The 23,263-nt window shown below is 62.8% G+C and carries 27 protein-coding genes, 1 other RNA gene and 1 pseudogene; 16 read left to right on the top strand and 13 right to left on the bottom strand.

All coding sequences use genetic code 11. The features are described from left to right. Positions 1-26: 26 nt before the first annotated feature. The 5 genes from FJ959_RS01345 to FJ959_RS01325 all read left to right on the top strand — a co-directional run bounded on the left by FJ959_RS01345 (position 27) and on the right by FJ959_RS01325 (position 6,085). Entirely contained in the window at positions 27-1,145 is a 1,119-nt protein-coding gene (locus FJ959_RS01345; RefSeq protein WP_140493083.1) for a branched-chain amino acid ABC transporter substrate-binding protein, read from the top strand. Positions 1,146-1,420: 275 nt separating this feature from the next. After that, complete coding sequence (gene pyc, locus FJ959_RS01340; protein ID WP_140554901.1) at positions 1,421-4,879, top strand: pyruvate carboxylase; 3,459 nt, start codon at positions 1,421-1,423, stop codon at positions 4,877-4,879. 165 nt (positions 4,880-5,044) lie between these two features. Continuing rightward, complete coding sequence (locus FJ959_RS01335) at positions 5,045-5,305, top strand: DUF2312 domain-containing protein (protein WP_140493089.1); 261 nt, start codon at positions 5,045-5,047, stop codon at positions 5,303-5,305. A gap of 32 nt (positions 5,306-5,337) precedes the next feature. Continuing rightward, positions 5,338-5,778, top strand: coding sequence for a hypothetical protein (locus FJ959_RS01330; RefSeq protein WP_140517533.1), 441 nt, complete (start codon positions 5,338-5,340; stop codon positions 5,776-5,778). Positions 5,779-5,785: 7 nt separating this feature from the next. Further along, on the top strand, positions 5,786-6,085 hold the full coding sequence (locus FJ959_RS01325) for a hypothetical protein (protein WP_140628057.1): 300 nt from the start codon (positions 5,786-5,788) through the stop codon (positions 6,083-6,085). A 62-nt stretch (positions 6,086-6,147) separates the two neighbouring features. Here the strand turns inward: FJ959_RS01325 and msrB are convergent, their stop codons facing one another. The 5 genes from msrB to FJ959_RS01300 all read right to left on the bottom strand — a co-directional run bounded on the left by msrB (position 6,148) and on the right by FJ959_RS01300 (position 10,061). Next, positions 6,148-6,552, bottom strand: coding sequence for a peptide-methionine (R)-S-oxide reductase MsrB (msrB, locus tag FJ959_RS01320; RefSeq protein WP_140493098.1), 405 nt, complete (start codon positions 6,550-6,552; stop codon positions 6,148-6,150). 113 nt (positions 6,553-6,665) lie between these two features. After that, positions 6,666-7,463, bottom strand: coding sequence for an MBL fold metallo-hydrolase (locus tag FJ959_RS01315; RefSeq protein WP_140493101.1), 798 nt, complete (start codon positions 7,461-7,463; stop codon positions 6,666-6,668). A 24-nt stretch (positions 7,464-7,487) separates the two neighbouring features. Continuing rightward, entirely contained in the window at positions 7,488-8,678 is a 1,191-nt protein-coding gene (locus tag FJ959_RS01310; protein ID WP_140493104.1) for a VWA domain-containing protein, read from the bottom strand. 7 nt (positions 8,679-8,685) lie between these two features. Next, complete coding sequence (locus FJ959_RS01305) at positions 8,686-9,132, bottom strand: GNAT family N-acetyltransferase (RefSeq protein WP_140628055.1); 447 nt, start codon at positions 9,130-9,132, stop codon at positions 8,686-8,688. 65 nt (positions 9,133-9,197) lie between these two features. Beyond that, a complete protein-coding gene (locus FJ959_RS01300; protein ID WP_140566807.1) occupies positions 9,198-10,061 on the bottom strand; it encodes a LysR family transcriptional regulator in 864 nt (287 codons plus the stop codon). 143 nt (positions 10,062-10,204) lie between these two features. Here FJ959_RS01300 and FJ959_RS01295 point away from each other — a divergent pair, with 143 nt between their 5' ends. After that, the gene (locus FJ959_RS01295) at positions 10,205-11,770 is read left to right on the top strand and encodes an MFS transporter (RefSeq protein WP_246678985.1); all 1,566 of its coding nucleotides are present in this window, start codon (positions 10,205-10,207) and stop codon (positions 11,768-11,770) included. Positions 11,771-11,810: 40 nt separating this feature from the next. Here the strand turns inward: FJ959_RS01295 and FJ959_RS01290 are convergent, their stop codons facing one another. Beyond that, positions 11,811-12,650: a MoxR family ATPase gene (locus FJ959_RS01290; RefSeq protein WP_140493116.1), complete on the bottom strand. Its 840-nt coding sequence runs from the start codon at positions 12,648-12,650 to the stop codon at positions 11,811-11,813. 159 nt (positions 12,651-12,809) lie between these two features. Here FJ959_RS01290 and ssrS point away from each other — a divergent pair. From ssrS to FJ959_RS01265, 5 genes are all read left to right on the top strand, one after another. Then, positions 12,810-12,965: non-coding RNA, 6S RNA (gene ssrS, locus FJ959_RS01285), on the top strand. A 95-nt stretch (positions 12,966-13,060) separates the two neighbouring features. Then, on the top strand, positions 13,061-13,648 hold the full coding sequence (locus tag FJ959_RS01280; protein ID WP_140628051.1) for a 5-formyltetrahydrofolate cyclo-ligase: 588 nt from the start codon (positions 13,061-13,063) through the stop codon (positions 13,646-13,648). Between the two features lie 62 nt (positions 13,649-13,710). Beyond that, entirely contained in the window at positions 13,711-14,535 is an 825-nt protein-coding gene (locus FJ959_RS01275; protein ID WP_140493122.1) for a YmdB family metallophosphoesterase, read from the top strand. Between the two features lie 70 nt (positions 14,536-14,605). Then, positions 14,606-15,373 carry a TerC family protein gene (locus tag FJ959_RS01270; protein ID WP_140628048.1) on the top strand — a complete coding sequence of 256 codons (768 nt, stop codon included), beginning with the start codon at positions 14,606-14,608 and terminating at the stop codon, positions 15,371-15,373. A gap of 80 nt (positions 15,374-15,453) precedes the next feature. Next, positions 15,454-16,005, top strand: coding sequence for a BrnT family toxin (locus FJ959_RS01265; RefSeq protein WP_140628045.1), 552 nt, complete (start codon positions 15,454-15,456; stop codon positions 16,003-16,005). 6 nt (positions 16,006-16,011) lie between these two features. Here FJ959_RS01265 and FJ959_RS01260 read toward each other — a convergent pair whose 3' ends face one another. The 4 genes and pseudogenes from FJ959_RS01260 to FJ959_RS01245 all read right to left on the bottom strand — a co-directional run bounded on the left by FJ959_RS01260 (position 16,012) and on the right by FJ959_RS01245 (position 17,586). Further along, positions 16,012-16,479 (bottom strand): SRPBCC family protein, encoded by a 468-nt coding sequence (locus tag FJ959_RS01260; RefSeq protein ID WP_140628042.1) that lies wholly within the window; start codon positions 16,477-16,479, stop codon positions 16,012-16,014. 26 nt (positions 16,480-16,505) lie between these two features. Beyond that, a pseudogene (locus FJ959_RS32030) lies at positions 16,506-16,685 on the bottom strand (hypothetical protein); the annotation flags it as partial. Between the two features lie 11 nt (positions 16,686-16,696). Beyond that, positions 16,697-17,086, bottom strand: coding sequence for a VOC family protein (locus tag FJ959_RS01250; RefSeq protein WP_281405971.1), 390 nt, complete (start codon positions 17,084-17,086; stop codon positions 16,697-16,699). A gap of 17 nt (positions 17,087-17,103) precedes the next feature. Next, positions 17,104-17,586, bottom strand: coding sequence for an SRPBCC domain-containing protein (locus FJ959_RS01245; protein ID WP_140493137.1), 483 nt, complete (start codon positions 17,584-17,586; stop codon positions 17,104-17,106). A 51-nt stretch (positions 17,587-17,637) separates the two neighbouring features. Here FJ959_RS01245 and FJ959_RS01240 point away from each other — a divergent pair, with 51 nt between their 5' ends. The 3 genes from FJ959_RS01240 (at position 17,638) to FJ959_RS01230 (ending at position 19,230) form a co-directional block, all read left to right on the top strand. Further along, positions 17,638-17,961: a helix-turn-helix domain-containing protein gene (locus FJ959_RS01240; RefSeq protein WP_140566820.1), complete on the top strand. Its 324-nt coding sequence runs from the start codon at positions 17,638-17,640 to the stop codon at positions 17,959-17,961. A 210-nt stretch (positions 17,962-18,171) separates the two neighbouring features. Then, entirely contained in the window at positions 18,172-18,921 is a 750-nt protein-coding gene (locus tag FJ959_RS01235; RefSeq protein WP_140493143.1) for a YebC/PmpR family DNA-binding transcriptional regulator, read from the top strand. Positions 18,922-18,933: 12 nt separating this feature from the next. Next, on the top strand, positions 18,934-19,230 hold the full coding sequence (locus FJ959_RS01230) for a SelT/SelW/SelH family protein (protein WP_140628039.1): 297 nt from the start codon (positions 18,934-18,936) through the stop codon (positions 19,228-19,230). A gap of 21 nt (positions 19,231-19,251) precedes the next feature. On the opposite strand, the gene FJ959_RS31515 is transcribed toward FJ959_RS01230, so the two are convergent. Continuing rightward, on the bottom strand, positions 19,252-19,413 hold the full coding sequence (locus FJ959_RS31515; protein ID WP_181171957.1) for a hypothetical protein: 162 nt from the start codon (positions 19,411-19,413) through the stop codon (positions 19,252-19,254). Positions 19,414-19,476: 63 nt separating this feature from the next. Next, entirely contained in the window at positions 19,477-19,956 is a 480-nt protein-coding gene (locus FJ959_RS01225) for a DUF1772 domain-containing protein (RefSeq protein ID WP_140628036.1), read from the bottom strand. A 221-nt stretch (positions 19,957-20,177) separates the two neighbouring features. Between FJ959_RS01225 and FJ959_RS01220 the strand changes: the two genes are divergently transcribed. Beyond that, on the top strand, positions 20,178-20,813 hold the full coding sequence (locus FJ959_RS01220; RefSeq protein ID WP_140628033.1) for a TetR/AcrR family transcriptional regulator: 636 nt from the start codon (positions 20,178-20,180) through the stop codon (positions 20,811-20,813). A gap of 208 nt (positions 20,814-21,021) precedes the next feature. Here FJ959_RS01220 and rpmE read toward each other — a convergent pair whose 3' ends face one another. Then, the gene (rpmE, locus tag FJ959_RS01215; protein ID WP_006327661.1) at positions 21,022-21,243 is read right to left on the bottom strand and encodes a 50S ribosomal protein L31; all 222 of its coding nucleotides are present in this window, start codon (positions 21,241-21,243) and stop codon (positions 21,022-21,024) included. Positions 21,244-21,451: 208 nt separating this feature from the next. Here rpmE and FJ959_RS01210 point away from each other — a divergent pair, with 208 nt between their 5' ends. Then, positions 21,452-23,251 carry an ABC transporter transmembrane domain-containing protein gene (locus FJ959_RS01210; RefSeq protein ID WP_140493152.1) on the top strand — a complete coding sequence of 600 codons (1,800 nt, stop codon included), beginning with the start codon at positions 21,452-21,454 and terminating at the stop codon, positions 23,249-23,251. Positions 23,252-23,263: the final 12 nt, after the last annotated feature.

Below are 23,263 nucleotides of genomic sequence, written 5' to 3'. Positions count from 1 at the left end.
CCCACTCCGTTAATGGGAGCGTTTAAATGAAAAAATCACTTTTGTCCGCCGTCGCCCTGACCGCGCTGATCGCGTTCAGCGGCAATGCGTGGGCTGATCTAATGGTCGGCGTTGCTGGCCCGATCACGGGTCCGAATGCCGCCTTCGGCGCACAGTTGCAGAAGGGCGCGGAGCAGGCGGTCGCCGACATCAATGCGGCGGGCGGCATCAACGGCGAGCAGATCAAGCTCGAAGTCGGCGACGACGTCTCCGATCCGAAGCAAGGCATCTCGGTCGCCAACAAGTTCGTCGGCGACGGAGTCAAGTTCGTGGTCGGCCACTTCAACTCGGGCGTCTCCATTCCGGCGTCGGAAGTCTACGCGGAAAACGGCATCGTCGAGATCACGCCTGCCGCGACCAACCCCCAGTTCACCGAGCGCGGCCTGTGGAACGTGTTCCGCACCTGCGGACGCGATGACCAGCAGGGCGGCATCGCCGGCGGTTATCTGGCGGCCAATTTCAAGGACGCCAAGATCGCCGTCGTGCACGACAAGACCACCTACGGCCAGGGCCTTGCCGACGAGACCAAGAAGGCTATGAACGCCAAGGGCGTGAAGGAAGTCATGTATGAAGGCGTCAATGTCGGCGACAAGGACTTCTCGGCGCTGATCGCCAAGATGAAGGAAGCCGGCGTCTCCATCATCTACTGGGGCGGCCTGCACACTGAAGCCGGCCTGATCATCCGCCAGGCGGCCGACCAGGGCCTCAAGGCGACGCTGGTTTCCGGCGACGGCATCGTGTCGAACGAACTGGCCTCGATCGCTGGCGACGCGGTCGCGGGCACGCTCAACACGTTCGGTCCGGACCCTCGCCTGATTCCGGCCAACAAGGAACTGGTCGAGAAGTTCCGCGCGCAGGGCTTCGAGCCGGAGGCCTACACGCTCTACGCCTACGCGGCCATGCAGGCGATCGCCGAGGCAGCCACCTCTGCCAAGTCCAATGACCCGCAGGAAGTTGCCAAGGCGCTGCACGAGAAGGGTCCGTTCAAGACCGTGCTCGGCGACCTCTCCTACGACGCCAAGGGTGACCCGACGCTGCCCGGCTACGTCATGTACGAGTGGAAGAAGGGCGACGACGGCAAGTACACCTACGTCCAGAAGATGTAAGCCTGTCCGCATTGACTTCACGGAAATGCCCGGCGCCTCGCGCCGGGCATTTTCTTTTACGGAAGCAGCGATCGCGCGTTTATTATCTGGCAAAGATCCTCGTTTTGAGGACAGCGGCGGCTTTCCACTGATGTTCAGCCGTTTGGGGCCACGCTCAAGGCGAAGACTCGGGTTTAAATCGGTTTAAACGCGCGTCAAATTTTGTTTGCACTGCAGCATTTTCACGCTAATCATGGCGCCGCTTGCTCTTCCCTTCCGCTGCTGGAGCCCAATCCTTGGCCATCACGAAGATCCTCGTCGCCAACCGGTCCGAAATCGCCATCCGCGTGTTTCGCGCGGCCAATGAACTCGGCCTCAAAACGGTGGCGATCTGGGCCGAGGAGGACAAATATTCGCTGCATCGCTTCAAGGCCGACGAGAGTTACCAGGTCGGGCGCGGGCCGCACCTCAACAAGGATATGGGGCCGATCGAAAGCTATCTCTCGATCGAGGAGGTGATCCGCGTCGCCAGGCTGTCGGGCGCCGATGCGATCCACCCCGGCTATGGACTGCTTTCGGAAAGCCCCGAATTCGCCGAGGCCTGTGCCGAAGCCGGGATCACCTTCATCGGGCCCAAGCCGGAGACGATGCGCCGGCTTGGCAACAAGGTCGCGGCGCGCAATCTGGCCATCGAGGTCGGCGTGCCTGTCATTCCTGCCACCGATCCGTTGCCGGACGACATGGAGGCGGTCAAGAAACTTGCCACGGAGATCGGCTATCCCCTGATGCTGAAGGCTTCGTGGGGCGGCGGCGGCCGCGGCATGCGCGCCATCCGTGCCGAGGCCGATCTCGCCCGCGAGGTCACCGAGGGCAAGCGCGAGGCGAAAGCCGCCTTCGGCAAGGACGAGGTCTATCTCGAAAAGCTGATCGAGCGCGCCCGCCATGTCGAAGTGCAGATCCTGGGCGATACCAGTGGCAATGCGGTGCATCTGTTCGAGCGCGACTGCTCGATCCAGCGCCGCAACCAGAAGGTCGTCGAGCGGGCGCCCGCGCCCTATCTCAGCGAGGAGCTGCGCCAGGAGCTGTGCGGCCATGCGCTGAAGATCGCGCGCGAAACCAGCTATATCGGCGCCGGCACGGTCGAGTTCCTGCAGGACGCCGACACCGGCAAGTTCTATTTCATCGAGGTCAATCCGCGCATCCAGGTCGAGCACACCGTCACCGAACAGGTGACGGGCATCGACATCGTCAAGGCGCAGATCCACATTCTCGACGGCTTCGCCATCGGCACGCCGGAATCGGGCGTTCCAGCACAAAAGGACATCAGGCTGAACGGCCACGCGCTGCAGTGCCGCATCACCACCGAGGATCCCGAGCACAATTTCATCCCGGACTATGGCCGCATCACCGCCTATCGTGGCGCCACCGGCTTCGGCATCCGCCTCGATGGCGGCACCGCCTATTCGGGCGCGGTCATTACCCGCTTCTATGACCCGTTGCTGGAAAAGGTGACCGCATGGGCGCCGACGCCGGCCGAGACCATCGCACGCATGAACCGGGCGCTGCGCGAATTCCGCATCCGCGGCGTGGCCACAAACCTGACTTTCCTCGAAGCGATCATCAATCACCCGAACTTCGCCGACAATTCCTACACGACCAAGTTCATCGACACGACGCCGGAGCTGTTCGAGCAGGTCAAGCGCCAGGACCGCGCCACGAAGCTGCTCAACTATCTTGCCGACGTCAGCGTCAACGGCCATCCCGAGACGCGCGGCCGGCCGCAGCCGAAAGCCGATGCCGCCGCACCCGTGGTGCCCTACCTCAACGGCAATGTGCCCGGCGGCAGCAAGCAGAAGCTTGACGTGCTCGGTCCGGAAAAATTCGCCGCCTGGATGCGCTCGCAAAAAGAGGTGCTGGTCACCGACACGACGATGCGCGACGGCCATCAATCCCTGTTGGCGACGCGTGTGCGCACGCACGATATCGCCGGCATAGCGGGCACCTATGCGCGTGCCCTGCCGCAGTTGCTTTCGCTTGAATGCTGGGGCGGCGCCACCTTCGACGTCGCCATGCGCTTCCTCACCGAGGATCCCTGGGAGCGGCTCTCGCTGGTACGCGAGGCGGCGCCCAATCTCCTGCTGCAGATGCTTCTGAGGGGCGCCAACGGCGTCGGCTACACCAACTATCCCGACAATGTCGTGCAGCATTTCGTCAAACAGGCGGCATCAGGCGGCATCGACCTGTTCCGGGTGTTCGACTGCCTGAACTGGGTCGAGAACATGCGCGTTGCCATGGACGCGGTCGGCGCCGAGGGCAAGCTGATCGAGGCGGCGATCTGCTATACCGGCGATATTCTCGATCCCGCGCGGGCGAAGTACGACCTGAAATATTATGTCGGGCTGGCGAAAGAGCTCGAGGCGGCCGGCGCCCATATCATAGCGGTCAAGGACATGGCCGGGCTGTTGAAGCCGAGCGCCGCGCGCGTGCTGTTCAAGGCGCTGCGCGAAGCGACAGACCTGCCCATCCATTTCCACACGCACGATACATCGGGGCTCTCAGCGGCAACGGTTCTGGCGGCGGTGGAGAGCGGCGTCGACGCCATCGACGCGGCGATGGATGCGTTCTCCGGCAATACCTCGCAGCCCTGCCTCGGCTCTATCGTCGAGGCGCTGAAGGGCACCGAGCGCGATCCCGGGCTCGACCCGCAATGGATCCGGAGGATCTCCTTCTACTGGGAAGCGGTGCGCAACCAGTATGCCGCCTTCGAAAGCGACCTCAAGGGGCCGGCGTCGGAAGTCTACCTGCACGAGATGCCGGGCGGACAGTTCACGAACCTCAAGGAACAGGCGCGTTCGCTTGGGCTGGAGACGCGCTGGCACGAGGTGGCGCAGACCTATCATGACGTCAATCTGATGTTCGGCGACATCGTCAAGGTGACCCCGTCGTCCAAGGTGGTCGGCGACATGGCGCTTATGATGGTCAGCCAGGACCTCACCGTCGCCGACGTCGAGAACCCGGCGAGGGACATCGCCTTCCCGGACTCGGTCGTCTCGATGCTGCGCGGCGATCTCGGCCAGTCGCCTGGCGGCTGGCCGCAGGCGCTGCAGAAGAAAGTGCTGAAGGGCGACAGGCCGATCACGGCGCGGCCGGGCTCGCTGCTCAAGCCGGCAGACCTCAAGGCCAGCCGCAAGGAGATCGAACGGAAGCTCGAGCGCAAGCTCAGCGAATACGAGTTCGCTTCCTGGCTGATGTATCCGAAGGTCTTCTCGGACTTCGCGGCCGCGCAGGAAACCTACGGTCCCGTCAGCGTGCTGCCGACGCCGACCTATTTCTACGGCATGAAGCCCGAAGACGAGGTGTTCGTGGACATCGAGAAGGGCAAGACGCTGGTCGTGCGCTGCCAAGCGATCGGCGACGTGGACGACAAGGGCATGGTCACCGTGTTCTTCGAACTCAACGGCCAGCCGCGCCGCGTCAAGGTGCCCGACCGGGCGCATGGCGCGTCCGCCGCCAAGGCAAGGCGCAAGGCCGAACCCGGCAACGAGGCGCATGTCGGAGCGCCGATGCCGGGCGTCGTCTCGGCGCTCGCTGTGGCCGCCGGCCAGGCCGTCAAGGCCGGCGACGTGCTGCTTTCCATCGAAGCAATGAAGATGGAAACGGCGCTGCATGCCGAGCGTGACGGCACGGTCGCCGAGGTGCTGGTCAAGGCCGGCGACCAGATCGATGCCAAGGACCTGCTGATCGCCTTCAGTTGAGAGCTCGCAAGAGAGAGCCACAGACTGTCGGCTTCTGTCGGCAGCCCTGCCAGCCTGTTCGATAACCGCTTGACCCGCCGTCCCCGGTCGGGCATCGAACCGCAGAAATTTGCGGCGGCACGGTTGCCGAGTCGCGGCGAAGCATCGATTTTTTTGGAGAAAAACATGGCCGACGATATCACAGAGACCAGCCAGACTGTTGCCGCCGGCCAGTTGCGTGCCTTCATCGAGCGCATCGAGCGGCTCGAGGAGGAGAAGAAGACCATTTCCGACGACATCAAGGAAGTGTTCGCCGAGGCCAAGGGCACCGGCTTCGACACCAAGGCGATGCGCGCGATCATCCGGCTGCGCAAGAAGGACCAGGCCGAGCGCCAGGAGGAGGAGTCCATCCTGGACCTCTACAAGGCCGCCCTCGGCATGGTGTAAGGCGAGGCATCTCGTGACGTCCGGGGTCGGCGATGAGTGAGTTCGACTTCGGCGGCCGAAGGGCCTCGGAGTTCCGCCAACGCGGCTTCTGGACGCTGTTTGCCGAGCGTCACCCGGAAGAAAGAACCCGGCTGGCGAGGCGAGGGCCCTGGTTCTGGCAGCGCGGGCTGCCGGAATTTGCGCTGGTGCTCTCCATGTACGTGGCGCCGAGCGAGAATGTGGTCGGCGTCTTCTTCGGCCGTAACGAGAAGCTTGGCGCAACCGACGTCTGGGTGCGCCTCAAGCCGTTTCAGCCGGCGATCGAGGAACGGCTGAAGCTCAGGCCGGAGCAGAGCGCACAAAACCTCGGCATCAATTCACAGTGGCGGGTCAACTGCTTTGCCGAGGACAATTGGCCGGCCATGACGGACTGGCTGGTGACCGAATGCTCGCGGTTCGAGTGCGCTGTCACCGAAGTTCTGGGACAGGGATAGGCCGCCGATGCTCGCGGATTTCTTCCGCTCGCGTTGGGATGGCCAGGTGCGGCTCGACCGGCTGTTCTGGCGCGATATGGTGCTCGTCGGCACGGCGATCAACATTGCATCGTCCGTGGCGGCGCTCATTCTGCTGGGGGTGAAGACGCCGCTCGGTCTTGTGCTGGCGGTGCATTTCGCGCCGGTGCCCTACAACATCTTCCTGACCTCGGCCGTCTGGCGGACGGCGGAGCGAACCGGGGGCGCCAAGGCCTCCCTTGCTATGCTGGGTTCGGCGCTCTGGCTGATCGTAACAGTCGTCGTCTGACAATGCTGCACGAAAAAGGCGGCCGAGGCCGCCCTTCGCAGGAAGCGTTGGCGAGGCCGCGCTCAGGCCGCCGGCTCGAATCTCAGCGCCACGCCGTTGATGCAGTAGCGCAGCCCGGTCGGCGGCGGGCCGTCCTCGAAGACGTGGCCGAGATGGCTGCCGCAGCGAGCGCAATGGCATTCCGTGCGGACCATGCCGTAGCTGCGGTCGGTCGTGGTCTCGATGGAACCGGGAACGGGGTCGTTGAAGCTCGGCCAGCCGGTGCCGCTCTCGAACTTCAGCTTGGATTCGAACAGCGGCTGGTCGCAGCCGACGCAAAAGAAGGTGCCGGCGCGCTTTTCGTGAAGCAGCGCACAGCTGCCCGGGCGTTCGGTGCCATGGTTGCGCATGACGGCATATTGCTCAGGCGTCAGCCGGGCGCGCCATTCGGCGTCGGTGCGGGTGACGGGATAGGCGTGGGTGTCCATGCAGAAAACTCCTCGGCCTTGACGGCTCGTTGTTGATCGCAATGTCTATTCGCAACAAGATAGGCGTTTGTTACGAGATTTGCCCGCATTTTCGAGCGTGCCTTCTGCAATCCTCATGCGATCGCCGTGAGATAGCGCGCAACGGAGGCCGCCAGCGCCTGTTTCGCGCCACCGATAATGTTCTGGTTCCACCACGCGCCGTAGATGTCATCGAATGTGAAAGGCTCCAGCGCGGCCGCGATGCGGCGCACGGCGGCCGCATTGAGCGGGATGTAGTTGGGATAGCTGTACATGAAGCTGACGTGGCGGCGGGTCGGCGTCACCTGCAAGATATCGCCGGCCAGGAGAGCATTGCCGCCTTCGCGCTTCCAGTGCAGCACCTGGCCGCCGGCAAAGTGGCCGCCGCAGCGGATGAGCGTCAACGCCGGGTTCAGGTCCAGTGTCTCGCCTTGCCAGCTGACGATCGACGGGTGTGGCCGCATGATCCACTGCCGGTCGTCGTCATGGAGATAGATCGGCACGCCGCCAAACGCCTCGCTCCATTCGACCATCACCGAATAGTAGTGGCAGTGCGAGATGGCGATCCCGGCAAGGCCGCCGCGGCGATTGATCTCGGCCACCGCCTCGTCGGTCACCATCGAGATGCAGTCCCACAGAACGTTGCCGTGCGGCGTCTGCGTCAGCAGCGCCCGCTGACCGATGGCGAAGCGCGGCTCGATGCCGAAGGCGAGAACGCCGGCATCGCCCTTCATCACAAGCCGATGCCCGGCCGCGAGCTCTTCCGGTGTGGTCCAGGCCTGGCCTTCCCAGCGCACATATTGCCGCTCGTCCTCGCAGATCGGACAGTGCTGTGGGGGCGCTTCGCTCTGCGCGAACTGGACACCGCATTGCAGGCAGAGGAAACAGGTCATGGAACCTCCCGTCTTTTTCCCGGCTCAATGCTTGCGCGACAATTGCTTGGTGGCGCTTTCCAGTCCGGCGAGCGTCAGCGGAAACATGCGGCCGCCGAACATGTCGCGGATCATAGCGATCGAATGGGTGAACCCCCAGTTCTTCTGGCTCTCGGGGTTCAGCCATACCGCGTTCGGCCACTGCCGCAGCAGACGGCCGAGCCAGACGGCGCCCGCCTCCGGGTTCCAGTGCTCGACCGAGCCACCGGGATGCGCGATCTCGTAAGGGCTCATCGAGGCATCGCCGACCACGATCACCTTGTAGTCAGGCCCATATTTGTGGAGGAGATCGAAGGTCGGGATCGTCTCGGCATGGCGGCGGCGATTGTCCTTCCACACGCCCTCGTAGAGGCAGTTGTGGAAATAAAAATATTCGAGCTGGCGGAATTCGGCGCGGGCGGCCGAGAACAATTCCTCGACGCTTCTGATGTGGTCGTCCATCGAGCCGCCGACATCGAAGAACATCAAAAGCTTCACCGCGTTGCGCCGCTCTGGCCGCGTCTTGACGTCGAGATAACCGTGCTCGGCGGTGGCGTGGATGGTGCCGGGCAGGTCGAACTCCTCCTCGGCGCCTTCACGCACCCAGCGGCGCAGCCGCTTCAGCGCGATCTTGATGTTGCGGGTGCCGAGCTCGACGGCGTCGTCGAAATTCCCGAACTCGCGCCTGTCCCAGACCTTCACGGCCCGGCGGTTGCGGCTCTCATGCTGGCCGATGCGCACGCCTTCGGGATTGTAGCCATAAGCGCCGAAAGGCGAGGTGCCGCCAGTGCCGATCCATTTCGAGCCGCCTTGGTGGCGGCCTTTCTGTTCCTCGAGCCGCTGCTTCAGCGTCTCCATCAGCTTCTCGAAACCGCCGAGCGCCGCGACCAGCTTTTTCTCCTCCTCGGTCAGGTGCTTTTCGGCCAGCCGGCGCAGCCATTCCTCGGGGATATCAGCGACGTTGACGGCATTCGGACCGCTGAGCGCCTCCACACCCTTGAAGATATGCGCGAACACCTGGTCGAAGCGGTCGATATGGCGTTCGTCCTTCACCAGCGCTGCGCGAGCGAGGTAGTAAAAACCTTCGACGTCATAGTCGACCAGCCCGGCTTCCAACCCCTCCAGCAGCAACAGGTATTCCCGCAAAGAGACGGGAACGCGTGCAGCCTTCAGTTCGAGGAAGAAAGGGATGAACATTTTCTGTCTATAAGAGGTCGTACTCGATGAAGCCGGTGCGGCGCGCGACATGGTCATAGAGCTTGCGCGCCGTGGCGTTGGTTTCGTGCGTCATCCAGTAGACATTCCTGACGCCGATCTTGCCGGCTTCCTGCTTCACGGCTTCGATCAGCGCAGCGCCAATCCCCTTGCCGCGCACTTCGGGGTCGGCGAACAGATCCTGCAAGTAGCAGTTGTTCTTCTCGGACCAGCAAGAGCGATGGTACAGGTAGTGGGTGAGGCCGACAGCCTTGCCGTCGAGGAGGGCGATGAAGCCCTTCGGTTCGAACTCGCCTTGCGTGAACAGGCGCTTCCAGGTGACCTCGTAGACCTCTTGCGGCAGTTTCGTCTCGTAGAAAGCAAGGTAAGCGGTCCAAAGCCTGCGCCAGTCGGCGTGGTCGGATTCTGCGAGCGGGCGGATAGTGATCTCGGCCATTTCGTTCCCTCTGAGGTCTGGAACTCAATCCATACCAACAGAATCGGGATCAGGAACACCCTTGCCTATCCCGCCGGCAAATTATACTCGCGAAAAGCGGTCGCGAGCATGTGCAGCGCCTCTCGTGCCCTTGGCGCCAAGCTGTGCGAATGCAAAACGATCTCGGAAGGGGGAATTGGCGGCAGGCCGAGTTTGCGGCCCACCTCGACCAGGCCGGGCGGCGCGACACGGTAGGCGAGCGCAGCGACGGCGAAGCCGGCCGACACCGCGATATTGACGGCTGCGCCGCCGCCGCCCACGAAAGCCTCGTTCCAGGCAATGCCTGCCTTATCCAGCGTCTCGACAGCTCTCACGCGGTCAGGGCAATTGCATACGGTGCTTAGCAGCGCCAGGCGCAATGGCGTTCCCGGCCGCCATTCGAAGGCCGGGGCGGCGAACCAGCCATATTGAGTGCGCGACAAGGCTTCGCCGCGGCGGCTGTCGTCTTCCTGATGGACAATCACCGCATCGAGCTCACCGCGATCGAAAGCCTCCTCCAGCATGGAGCTCGTATCGATCCTGATGTTGAGCGCGAGCGACGGATCATGGGCATGCAACTGGGCTATCAATATGGACAGCTCAGGCCCGGCGACGTGATCGACAAAGCCGAGAGCAAGCCGACACGGCGCGTCGGAAAATTCCGTAACGGCTCGTTCGTGGGCGGCAAGGAATTCACGCGCCGCCGGGAGAAAAGCCGCTCCCCTTGCCGAGAGGGCCACGCGGCGCGGCGTTCGTTCGATCAGACGCGCGCCGAGCTTCTCTTCCAGCCGACGCAGCTTAACGCTGATCGTCGCCTGGGTGCTGCCCAGCGCGGCAGCCGCACGCGTGAAGCTCTGCAGGTCGGCCACCATGACGAAGGTCCGCACGGCATCGACGTCAAGACTGGTCATCTCTAATCATTCCATTTTGTCATTTCTGAAATAGAAACGCATAGTCTTTTTTCATGATGGGGGGTCATTTAAGTCATGTCGACCGCTGTGTGAAGAGCGACGCTCGCAGCCACTTCCGAATGCTCCGACTGAAAGTGACCGACATGACGTTTCCAATCGACCGAAACACCGTTGCTCTTGCGGGGGTCTGCCTCGCCTCGCTGCTGTTCGGCCTCGAAATCTCCAGCGTCCCGGTGATCCTGCCGAAACTGGAAACCGTGCTTGGCGCTGATTTCAAGGATCTGCAATGGATCATGAATGCCTACACCATTGCCTGCACCACGGTGTTGATGGCGACGGGGACATTGGCCGACCGTCTCGGCCGCAAACGCGTGATGGTGGGCACCACCGTCGCCTTTGGCCTCGCCTCCCTGCTATGCGGTCTCGCAACGAGCGCTTCGCTCCTTATCATCGCGCGTTTTCTGCAAGGCCTGGCGGGCGGAGCGATGTTTACCTGCAGCGTGGCGGTGTTGTCTCACCAGTTTCAAGACGGCAGTGAACGCGGCAAAGCCTTCGTCGCCTGGAGCGTCGTCTCGGGCATCGGGCTTGGCTTCGGCCCCGCCATTGGCGGATTGATTGTGACGCTGTCGAGTTGGCAATGGGTGTTCCTCATCCATGTGCCGCTTGCCGTTCTTGCCCTGGCCTTCATCGGCGCCGGTGTCACCGAATCGCGCGATCGCAACGCGCAGAAGCTTGACCGGGCCGGCATACTGACACTGTCGTTCGCGGTGTTCGGCTTCTCCTATCTGATCACGCAAGGGGCCGATCTGGGCGCTGGCGCGCGCACCGGCGTGGCAAGCGCGGCCGTGCTGGCCTTCGTCGCGTTCCTCGTAGCCGAGAAGATCAATCCCTATCCGATGTTCGATTTCTCGGTTTTCCGCATCCGCCAATTCTCGGGAGCGATCATGGGCGGCATCGGCATGAATTTCAGCTACTGGCCGTTCATCATCTATCTGCCGATCTATTTTTCGGGGGTTCTCGGTTACGACAGCACCACGACCGGCCTGTTGCTGCTCGTCTATACGCTCCCTTTCATGCTGATGCCGTCGATCGCCGAGCGCCTGCGCGCGCGCTATCAGGCGCGGGTGGCGATCCCGCTCGGCTTGTTGACATTGGGGGTCGGTTTCATCGCCATGTGGATAGGGTCCGGGCTCGAGGGCGCCTGCTGGCTGACCATGCTGCCCGGCACGCTGATCGCCGGCATCGGCATCGGCCTGACCAATTCGCCGACCACCAACACCACGACCGGCTCGGTGTCACCCGATCGTGCCGGCATGGCGTCCGGCATCGATATCAGTGCGCGGCTGATCACGCTTGCCGTCAACATCGCGGTGCTGGGACTGCTGCTGACGCAAGGGATCGTTTCTTATCTGCGCAACGCATTCGGCACGGCTATCGACCCGAACGAACTGCGCGCCCTGGCGGAGAAGATCGCAGCCGGCAATCTCGACGGCCTGGCGCAATACTCGCCCAAGCTTGCGACCCTCGACCCGACGGGCGCCATCGTTCATGCCTCCCTGGTCAACGGTTTTGGCTGGGTCATGCTCTATAGCGGGATCGGCGTTCTGGCTCTTGCCGTCATCAGCTTTGCTATCTTCGGTCCAAAACATGTCGCGCCGCAGCAGCGAAGCGGGCGTCCTGCGCAGGGTGCTGGCAAGGTGCGTTCCTAGCAATGCCTTGCGGCTCGGCCTCAGGACGCCGAGCCGCTCGTCACCCTTGCCGTCTCGCCATGAAGGCCAGCCGTTCGAACAGATGCACGTCCTGCTCGTTCTTCAGCAGTGCGCCATGCAGCTTGGGCAGCGCGTTCTTCGGGTCGGCGCGCAGATCCTCGGGCGCGATGTCGTCGGCGACCAGCAGCCTTATCCAGTCGAGCGCCTCGGAAGTCGACGGCTTCTTCTTCAGTCCCGGCACGTCGCGGATTTCGTAGAACTGAGTGAGCGCCGCCCGCACCAGATTCTGCTTGATGCCGGGATAATGCACATCGACGATCCTGTGCAGCGTCTCGACGTCGGGAAAGCGGATGTAGTGGAAAAAGCAGCGACGCAGGAAGGCGTCGGGCAGTTCCTTCTCGTTGTTGGAGGTGATGATGACGATCGGCCTCACCGCGGCGCGGATCGTCTCGCCGGTCTCGTAGACGAAGAACTCCATCCGGTCAAGTTCCTGCAAGAGGTCGTTGGGAAATTCGATATCGGCCTTGTCGATCTCGTCGATCAGAAGCACAACCTTCTTGCCGGCGGCGAAGGCTTCCCACAATTTGCCGCGCTTGATATAGTTCTTGATATCGTTGAACCTGGTATCGCCAAGTTGGCTGTCGCGCAGCCGCGACACGGCATCGTACTCGTAGAGGCCTTGCTGCGCCCGGGTCGTCGATTTGACGTGCCATTCGATGAGTTCCAGCCCGAGTGCCGCCGCCACTTGCCTGGCAAGCTCCGTCTTGCCGGTGCCGGGCTCACCTTTGACCAGCAAGGGCCGTTCCAGCGCGATCGCCGCGTTGACCGCCACCATCAGATCCTTGTCGGCGACGTAGGCCGCCGTGCCTTCGAAACGCATTTTTGCTCCTTGGTTCAGTACGGACGACCGTAAGGAGACGGCTTGGCCCATGCAAGGGTGGGTTGGCGGCGGCGAAGTGTGAAGTCGGCAGGGCAAGAGCGCCAACTCTCTGGCGCCAAGTCTCTGGCGCTTGGAAGGGCATCGGCCTATATTGGGGTGGACGGTCTGCGCTTCCCGGCAGGAGACACTTTTCCCCGGGGCCTTAACGATCCTTAGGGAGCTGTCCCTGGGAAGACCCGTGGGTTTTCTCACACGGCGCCCACCTACTTTGTAGGCACCCGGGATCGACTTCTCCACCGGTTGTGTGGATCGTCACTTATTAGCCACATCCACGTATTTCGTGGATCATGCGATGGAAAGCGTCGCTCCCAAAACGTCCATTCAGGTCTGGCTTTTTCTAGCGTCTGCGCATGGCATCCTCAAAAGACCTGAAAAAACAGCTTCGCAAGGAAGCGCTTGGCCGCCGCGACGCGCTCGATGAATTCTGGCGGGTGGAAGTCGCGCTCGATATGGCCGAAACCGCGCGCGACCAGCTTGCCATCGAGCCAGGTCAAATCGTGTCCGGCTTCTGGCCAATGCGCTCGGAAGTCGATGTCCGGCCGCTGATGTTCGCCTTGCGCGAAAAGGGCGCACGGCTCTGCCTTCCGGCGATCCTCGACAAGACGACCATCGTCTTTCGCGAATTGGTACGCGGCGCGCCGATGGTCGATATGGGATTTGGCACCGTCGGACCGCATGAGGAAGCCGAAGTTCTTGACCCCTCCGTCATGCTGGTGCCGCTCGCCGGTTTCGACGCGCGCGGCCACCGCATCGGTTACGGCGCGGGCTATTATGACCGTGCGATCGCCAAGCTTGTCGACAAGGGGCATGCGCCCCGGCTGATCGGCATTGCTTTCGACTGCCAGGAAGTGACGATGGTTCCCAATGAGGACCACGACGTCATCATCCCGGAAATACTGACCGAGAGCGGGTTGCGCCGGTTCGCGCCAGAATTGTAGATAGTTCTTTGGGACGCATGATCTTTGCCGAAAGTCATGCCACTTTTCGGGATCAGGCGTAGATGAGACTTCTCTTCCTCGGCGACATGGTCGGCAAGACAGGCCGCACGGCGGTGTGGGAGCAATTGCCGGGCCTGATCTCGGATTTCAAGCTCGATTTCGTCATCGTCAACGGCGAAAACGCGGCCGGCGGCTTCGGCATCACCGAGGAGATTTTTCGCGAGACCATCGCGGCCGGCGCCGATGTCGTCACCACCGGCAACCATGTCTGGGACCAGCGCGATGCGCTCGCCTTCGCGCCGCGCGAAGAGCGCTTCCTGCGCCCGTCCAATTTTCCCAAGGGCACGCCCGGGCGCGGCTCGGGCGTCTACATCGCCAGGAGCGGCGCGCGCGTGCTGGTCGCCAACATCATGGGCCGGGTGTTCATGCATCCCGAGCTCGACGATCCCTTCCAGGCTGGCGAGCGCGAGCTTGCCGCCTGTCCGCTCGGCGAGCAGGCGGATGCCGTGGTCATCGACTTCCACGCCGAGGCGACCTCCGAAAAAATGTGCTTCGCGCATTTCGTCGACGGTCGCGCCAGCCTCGTGGTCGGCACTCACACCCACCAGCCGACCGCCGATCACCATATCCTCAATGGCGGCACCGGCTACATTTCCGACGCGGGCATGTGCGGCGATTATGATTCGTCGCTCGGCATGGACAAGGAGGAGCCGCTCAACCGGTTCCTGTCGAAAGTGCCGAAGGGGCGTTTCGAGGCGGCGACCGGACCCGCGACCTTGTGCGGCGTCGGCGTTGATATTTCCGACCGCACGGGGCTGACCGAGAAGATCGCGCCGTTTCGCCGCGGGCCGCGGCTCGAGGAAACGGCGCCGTCCTTCTGGACGTGACATTGATATAGGGGCTCTCAATACCTAACTGCCGGCGACACTGCTCTAGATCGTAGAGGGGACGACCTCCATGCAGCTTATCGAGTTCCTGGCGCCGCACTTCGCCTTCGTGTCCGATCCCACCGCCTGGGTCGCGCTGTTGACCCTGGTGGTGCTCGAGATCGTGCTCGGCATCGACAACCTGATCTTTATCTCGATCCTGACCAACAAGCTGCCGGAAGCACAGCGAGCCCGCGCCCGCCGGCTCGGCATCTCGGCGGCGCTCGTCATGCGGCTGGTGCTGCTCGCCACCATCTCGATCATCGTCCAACTGACGGCGCCGGTCTTCACCGTCCTTGGCCACGGCTTTTCCTGGCGCGACCTGATCCTGATCGCCGGTGGCCTGTTCCTGGTGTGGAAGGCGACCAAGGAGATCCATCACACGGTCGACCCCGACGACCACCAGGACACGATGCTGGGCGAGACCGTGCGGATGAGCCTTGCCGGCGCCATCTTCCAGATACTGCTTCTCGACCTTGTCTTCTCCATCGATTCCATCATTACCGCCGTCGGCATGACCGACGAGATCGCCATCATGTACATCGCCGTCATCGTGGCGGTTACGGTGATGATGCTGGCGGCTACGCCGTTGGCGAACTTCATAGCCAGGAACCCGAGCATCGTCATGCTGGCGCTGGGCTTCCTGTTGATGATCGGCATGACGCTGATCGCCGACGGCATGGGCTACCATGTGCCCAAGGGTTATATCTACGCGGCGATGGGTTTTTCGGCGCTCGTCGAAGGCCTCAACATGCTGGCGCGGAACCGCAAGAAGGCGAAGTCCGGCGGCGGGCATTGAGCCTGACGACATGGCCAATGCCGAGTTCAGGCTGACTCTTACGAAATTGTACGTACATTGTCGTAATCGACGGTGCTGCTTTGCGATTCGAATGGGATGCTGAAAAAGCCAGGCGCAACCTTGCCAAGCACGACATCGGATTCGATCTCGCGCAGAAGGTGTTCGATGATCCGCTTTATCTCATCGTGCCCGACCGGTTTGAAGATGGTGAGCAGCGTTGGCACGCTATCGGGACGATCGATGCCGTAGTGGTCATGCTGGTTGTACACACATATCCTGATCGCGAAGATGAGGAACGAGTTAGGATTGTTGGTGCCCGGAAGCGACAGCGCATGAAAGGAGGCGCTATGAGCAAGAAGGACCTTAGTCAGGATCAGCGCAACCAGCTCGCCAAGCTGGCTGGTTTGCCTGACAGCGAAATTAATACTTCCGACATCCCAGAAGTTCCGGCGGAGAATTGGATTCATGCTCGTCGTGGACATCTTTACAGACCACTCAAGCAGCCAGTGACAATCAGACTCGATGCCGACGTGCTATCGTGGTTCAAGGAACACGTCGGGGGTGGTTACCAGACCGAAATCAATCGTGTGCTCCGCCATCACGTGATCGAGCAGGAAAAGCGTAGAACCTGAGCCGGTTCAACTCCCCGGCGCGCCCTTCGGGTGACGGTCGCCGATCAGGCCTAGTGTCAGGCCTTGTTCGAGCCAGGCCTTGGCGCCGGCCAGAACGAGCGTGAAGCCGCCGGTTGAATCGACCGCCTGTTTCGCCTGTTCGTCGCCGTTGCCGGCAAAGCCGAAATTGCGGACCTCCAGGAAGGTCGCGTCACCTGGCATTTCGGTGAAGGTCCAGATCACCGTGGTCGGCGGATTGCCCCATTGCATGGAGATCTTTTCGTTGGCGACGATCTCGCTGACGACCACGGTCGTCGAGATGCCATACATGCGCCACTCCCATTGAACCGGCTTGCGGCCGTCCAACCTGCCGCTGGAATGGGTGAACCAGAATTTCGTGGTGATCTCCGGGTTGACGATGGCCTCAAAAACGTCGGAGACCGGCCGCCGGATCATCATGGCGGCTTCGGCCGTCGGTGTCTCGCGGATTTCCATAGCGTTCTCCTCTGCCGAATACGCCTTCACCAGGCGTCGGGCTCCCGCACCATGTGAACGATGTTGGCGGGGCTGGTGATCCAGAAACCGCGGAAGCCTTCTCCCCGCGGCTCGATGGCGTCGCATCGCTCGACGCCGACCTTGGCGAGATGATCGGCGGCGCCCGGGAAATCCCCGGTGAACAGTCCCAGCCAGATCTCGGCTTGGCCCGGTCCTGCTATGGCAGATTGATCTGCCAGGAAACGCCGAACCTGTCGTTCAGCCAGGCGAAACGGCGGCTGAAACCGTAATTGCCGGTCGGCATCAGAAACGTGCCGTCTTTGGACAAGGTCTCGACGATGCGCTCCAGCTCTTCTTCGGTGGAACAGTCGACGAAGAGCGAGACCGACGGCGTGAAGGTGAAGGCGTGCTGTACCGGGCTGTTGAAGATCATGACCTCCGTGCCGCCGATGGATGCGCGAGCCAGCTTGACTGCCCCTTCGGGTCCGTCCTCGCCTTCACCGTAGCGCGTGAGGTCGAGGACGCGGCTATCCGGAATGGTCTCACAATAGAAGGCCATGGCTTGCTCGGCCTTGCCTTCGAACATCAGGAACGGGGTTACTTTCACGGCAGGCCTCCCTTCGCTCAAATGTTGGTCTCGTTGGCAGGCTCGCCCTTCATCTCGCTGCGGTAGTAGCCTTCGCGCAAATTGATGCCGTGTTCGACATAGGCCTTCATGCAGGCCAGCATCTGCGACCAGCCCTCGCAATTGAGATAGGACTTCTTCAGGCCGACCGCGTCCTCGTGCCAGCCGGCCTCGGCGATGGTGACGAAAGTGCCGCCGTCGTCGAGCGGCTCGAAATTCATCTCGATGCGGGTCTTGTAGGCCGGCTTTCCCTCTTCGTCGGTGGCATCCCAGCGCAGCACGATGCGGCTGTCCCTGACGATTTCGTCTACTTCGACCGGCACCTTGCCCCACCACACGACATTGGCGCCCGGCACCAAGGGCGCGCTGGCACCGCCGATGGTGGTGAAATAGGAGCTGAGCTTCTTCGGATTGACGACCGCGTCGAAGACGTCGGCGACCGGTTTGCCGATGCGTCCTGAAACCCTGAAACCAAGAGACATATCCACAGTTCCTTCCTTGATTGATAGGAGCTTATGTTATAAAAAAATAACATGTCAAGCCGATCGCAAGACGACAATGTTTTCAAGGCGCTGGCGCATCCGCGTCGGCGCGAGATGCTGGATCTGCTGAAGGACGCGCCAAAGACGACCGGCATGCTGTGCGAGGCGTTTTCCGACATCGACCGCTGCACCGTCATGCTGCATCTCAAAGTGCTGGAAGAGGCCGATCTCATCGTGGCGCGGCGCGAGGGGCGCGAGCGCTGGAACCATCTCAATGCGCTGCCGATTAAGCAGATACACGACCGCTGGATCAGCCAGTACGCAGGCCATGCGCTTAGTATCATCGACCGGCTGAAGTCGGATCTGGAGGGGTGAACAGCCGTCACGGCTTTTGCCGTGCGTGGCAAAGCGCGGCGCGGCTGGACGAATTGAGCCGATTTATCTATAAGCCGGCCATTCCGACAAAGAGCGCCATACGTCCATCGGACGCAGCAGGGACGTTCTGACATTTTGAATTCGAGCATTGCGGAAGGCGGGTCATGCATCTCGCCGCGCGATGCTCTAGCCGAACACGACAGGGGTGCCATGGCTGGCCATTCACAGTTCAAGAACATCATGCACCGCAAGGGCCGTCAGGACGCGGTGCGGTCGAAAATGTTTTCCAAGCTGGCGCGCGAAATCACCGTCGCGGCCAAGAGCGGGACCCCCGATCCGTCGATGAATCCGCGCCTGCGCCTTGCCGTGCAGAACGCCAAGGCGGTGTCGATGCCGAAGGACAATATCCAGCGCGCCATCAACAAGGCGTCGATGGGCGACGCCGAAAATTACGAAGCCGTGCGTTACGAGGGCTACGGTCCCGGCGGCGTCGCCGTGATCGTCGAGGCGCTGACCGACAATCGCAACCGCTCGGCTTCGAATGTGCGCGCCGCCTTCACCAAAGCCGGTGGGGCGATGGGTGAAACCGGCTCGGTGTCCTTCATGTGGGATCGGGTCGGCGAGATCTATTATCCAGCATCGGCCGGCAGCGCCGACAAGGTCATGGACGCGGCGATCGAAGCCGGCGCCGATGACGTGGAGTCGGACGAGGAAGGTCACACCATCTATTGCGCCTTCGAAAACCTCGGCGAGGTGTCGAAGGCACTGGAAGCTTCTCTCGGCGAGGCGGAATCGGTCAAGCCGATCTGGAAGCCGCAGAACAATGTTCCGGTCGACGAGGAACGCGCCCAGTCGCTGATGAAGCTGGTCGCCACGCTCGAGGACGACGACGACGTTCAAAGCGTCTACGCCAATTTCGAGGTCGACGAGGAGACCATGGCCAAGCTCAGCGCTGCGTGAGCAAAGCCTGACATGACCGAAAACCCGCTGCCCACCATCCGCATCACCTATTGCACGCAGTGCCAGTGGTTGCTGCGTGCCGGCTGGATGGCGCAGGAACTGCTATCGACATTCGGCACCGATCTGGGCGAGGTGACGCTGGTGCCCGGCACCGGCGGCGTCTTCACCATATCGTGCAACGAGGTGCTGGTCTGGGACCGCAAGCGCGACGGCGGCTTTCCGGATGCGGCAAAACTCAAGCAACTGGTGCGCGACGTCATCGACCCGGACCGCGATCTCGGTCATGCCGACCGCAAGGCGAAGAGCTGAGACTTCCGCAGAAGCCGGACGTCATTTTCCTCGCCTCTGCCCGAAAATCGCGCCGATCCCCGCGCCGATTGCTATGCCCATGCCGATGCCGACGGCAGGGTCATCCATCGCTGCGCCACAGACACCGCCGAGGCCGATCCCCGCGGCAATGCCCAAGGCCATGGTGGAATACGGGTCGTTCACGGCGCTTCTCCCGATAAACACGCCTCGGTCGCCGCGATGCCGAACGCGGCGGACCGAGACACGTCAACGCGCGGCGAACCAGAAGGATGCCAGCGCGGCGATGGCGGTGATGGCGCGCACGTGGTTCCACATCACCCAGTCCCTGAGATAGGTGGTCCATACAGCAGCGCCGTTGCTGCTCGCCGGATCGACGGCGGCCAGCGCGTCGTTGAGCGGCACGTTGAAAACCATCGTCACGATGGGGTTGCCGACGAGATAGATGACTGCGCCGGCCAGCAGCCAGAAGGAGCCTGGCTGCTGCCAGCCGATGATGGCGCCGGCGATCAAGACAAGGCAGATCAGGCCGGTGCCGAACAAGGCGGTCATGAACATCGGCGTGATGACGGTGATGTTGATCGAGTTCATGGCGGCGATACCGCCCGCGGCAGGCAGGCGAGCCATTGCCGGCATGACGAAGTTGGAAAAGGCGAAGAACACGCCGCCAACAACGCCCGAGCCGATAGCGGCGATGAAGATGAGGGTGGGAAGTAATTTCGCGATCATGTCAGTTGCTCCAGATGCCGGTTGCGGCGGTTTCAGCCGCAATGGGCAGAAAAGTTTTGGGGGGTGGCCGGGCACCTGTTCGACGCCTTCAAATCAATTATCCCGTCTGCTTCTTTCAAAACATGAGAAATCCTCATATTTGCAAAACGTGATAAACCCTCGTATTTTGCGAGTCAAGTCATTTCTGGGTGGCATTGCCGCCCGGCGTCTGTTGAAGAGCCATGGAAAAAACCGCCACGTCCCCACCGGAACAGGTCGCCACGCCACGCCGCGCGCCGAGCCAGCAGCGCAGCCGTGAACGGGTCGAGCGCATGCTCGCCGCCGCCTCGGCGCTGATTGCGGAGCAAGGCAGCGATGCCATGCGCATGGGCGAGGTGGCGGAGCGGGCTGGGGTGTCGATCGGCTCGCTCTACCAGTTCTTCCCCGACAAGCGGGCGATCGTCTGGGCGCTGGCCGAGCGCTACACCGACGAAAGCCAGGCCTGTATTTCAGCCGCGCTCAAGGACGTCGGCGACGCCGAGGGCCTTCGGCGGGCGTTCTCGGAGCTGGTGGACATTTATTACCACCTGTTCCTGGCGGAGCCGGTGATGCGCGACATCTGGTCGGGCACGCAGGCCGACAAAGCGCTGCGCGAACTGGAGCTCGCCGACAGCCGTGCGAACGCCGAATTTCTCACTGCGACGCTCAAACGCCTGCGGCCCGATGCCGATGCCGTCGCGCTGGAGACGACGGCGTTTCTCGTCTGGCAGATGGGCGAGGCCGCCATGCGGCTGGCGATCTCGGTCGAGCGGAAGGAGGGCGACAGGCTGGTCGCCGCCTACAAGCGCATGGCGCTCAGGGAATTGCTTGCGGAATAGGATGCTCTCACCCGCCCCCTCGTGGGGAGGGTCGCTGCGAAGCAGCGGGGTGGGGGCAGCGCCGACCCACCCGACCTTCGGTCCGACCTCCCACACGGGACCGACAAGGGGGAGGTGGAGGCAAGCGCCAGCGTGAAGGGACGTGCATTGGCCAACAAAAAACCCGCCACGAGGACGGGTTCTCTGGTCTGCGAAAAGCTGATGAGGCCTAGAGGCCGAAACCTTCGAAGCGCTTCTTGAACTTCGACAGGCGGCCGCCGCGGTCGAGCAGGGTCTGCTGGCCGCCGGTCCAGGCCGGGTGCGTGGTCGGGTCGATGTCGAGGTTCATCGTATCGCCTTCCTTGCCCCAGGTCGAACGGGTCATGTACTCGGTGCCGTCGGTCATGACGACCTTGATGGTGTGGTAGTCGGGATGGATATCGGTCTTCATGGCTCGGTTCCTGGTTTGCCGGGTGCGGCTGACGGGCTGAAAGCCTGCGTCGATGCGCCCCTTTTTAAAACTCGAAGCCGCAGCTATTGAGGAGCCACGGCTTCTAAAACGGTCGGCGAGCCTATACATCAGCCGGAATTGAATCACAAGGCCGCGGCAAGCGCATATTGAGGCGCATAGCTGAAGGCGGCCAAGAGGAAAGACCAGGATGGCGCAAACCAGCAGCGCAGACGAGCGCCGGCGCTCGCTCAAGCCGCTCAGGCGCCTGTTTCCCTACATCGGCCGCTACCGCACATTGGTGGCGGGCGCCGTCATCTCGCTGATCGTCGCGGCGGTGACGACGCTGGCGCTGCCGCTGGCGGTACGGCGCATGATCGATCATGGGTTCACGCCGTCCGGTTCCTCCTTCATCGCCGAATATTTCGCCGCGCTGGTGGCGATGGCCGCGCTGCTGGCGGCGGCATCGGCGGGCCGCTACTATTTCGTCATCACGCTCGGCGAGCGCGTCGTCGCCGATATCAGGCGCGATGTCTTTGCCCATGTGACGAAACTGTCGCCGGCCTTCTTCGACACTGCCCAGTCGGGCGAGATCGTGTCGCGGCTCGCCGCCGACACCACGCAGGTCAAATCGGCGGTCGGGGCGACCGCTTCGGTGGCGCTGCGCAATGTCATCCTTGGCCTCGGCGCGGTCGCGATGATGGTTTTCACCAGCCCGAAACTGTCCGGGCTGGTCATCGCAGCCATTCCAATCATCGTGCTGCCGCTGGTCGCCTTCGGCCGCTCGGTGCGGCGCAAGTCAAGGCAGGCGCAGGACACGCTGGCCGATGCCACCGCCTATGCCAGCGAGCAGATCGGCGCGGTGCGCACATTGCAGGCCTTCACCAATGAGACGCTGGTCACCGGGCGTTTTTCGGGTGCCGTCGAGGCTGCCTTCGAGGCCGCGCGCGCCTCGATCTTCGCGCGCTCGTTCCTCACCTTCTTCGCCATCTTCACGATTTTCTCCTCGGTCGTGGCGGTGCTGTGGTTCGGCTCGCGCGACGTGCTCGACGGCAATCTGTCGCCGGGCACGCTAGGCCAGTTCCTGCTCTATTCGGTATTCGCCGCCGGTGCGCTCGGCGCGCTATCGGAGGTCTGGGGCGAATTGGCCCAGGCAGCAGGTGCCGCCGAACGGCTGACCGAAATCCTGGCCGAGGAGCCGGCGATCGTGGCGCCTGCCAATCCCAGGCCGCTGCCGGTGGCGAGCAAGGGAGCGATCAGCTTCGAGGCCGTGTCCTTTTCCTACCCGGCCCGGCCCGACCGCGCCGCCGTCCACGGCCTGAGCTTCTCGGTCAAGCCTGGCGAGACGGTGGCGATCGTCGGTCCCTCGGGAGCGGGCAAGAGCACGGTGTTCTCGCTGATCCTGCGCTTCTACGATCCGGAGACCGGCAGGATCCTGATCGACGGCGTCGACATCCGCGAAGCCGACCCCCTTTCGATACGGCAGCGCATCGCCATCGTGCCGCAGGACGTCACCATCTTCGCGGCCAGCGCGCGCGACAATATCGGCTTCGGCCGGCCGGGCGCCAGCGAGTCAGAGATCGAAGCGGCGGCAAAGGACGCGCTGGCCGACGAATTCATCCTCAAGCTCGAGAAGGGCTATGACAGCCAGGTCGGCGAGCGCGGCGTGACGCTGTCGGGCGGGCAACGCCAGCGGGTGGCGATCGCCCGCGCCATCCTGCGCGACGCGCCGATCCTGTTGCTCGACGAGGCGACCTCGGCACTCGACGCCGAAAGCGAGACGCTGGTGCAAATGGCGCTGGAGCGGCTGATGCGGGGCCGCACCACGATCGTCATCGCGCACCGTCTGGCGACGGTGCTGAAGGCCGACCGCATCCTGGTCATGGATGGCGGCCGTATCGTCGAGGAAGGCACGCATCAGAGCCTGGTGACCAAGGGCGGCATCTATGCCCGGCTCGCCAAGCTGCAGTTCGAGACCGGCGCCAGCGCCTTCAGGGGCGCGGCTGAGTAGCGGCGACGCTGG

It is taken from the genome of Mesorhizobium sp. B2-2-4 (assembly GCF_006442375.1).
In the GTDB taxonomy this organism is placed as follows: Bacteria; Pseudomonadota; Alphaproteobacteria; order Rhizobiales; family Rhizobiaceae; genus Mesorhizobium.
This window is presented reverse-complemented; position numbering and strand designations above follow the sequence as displayed.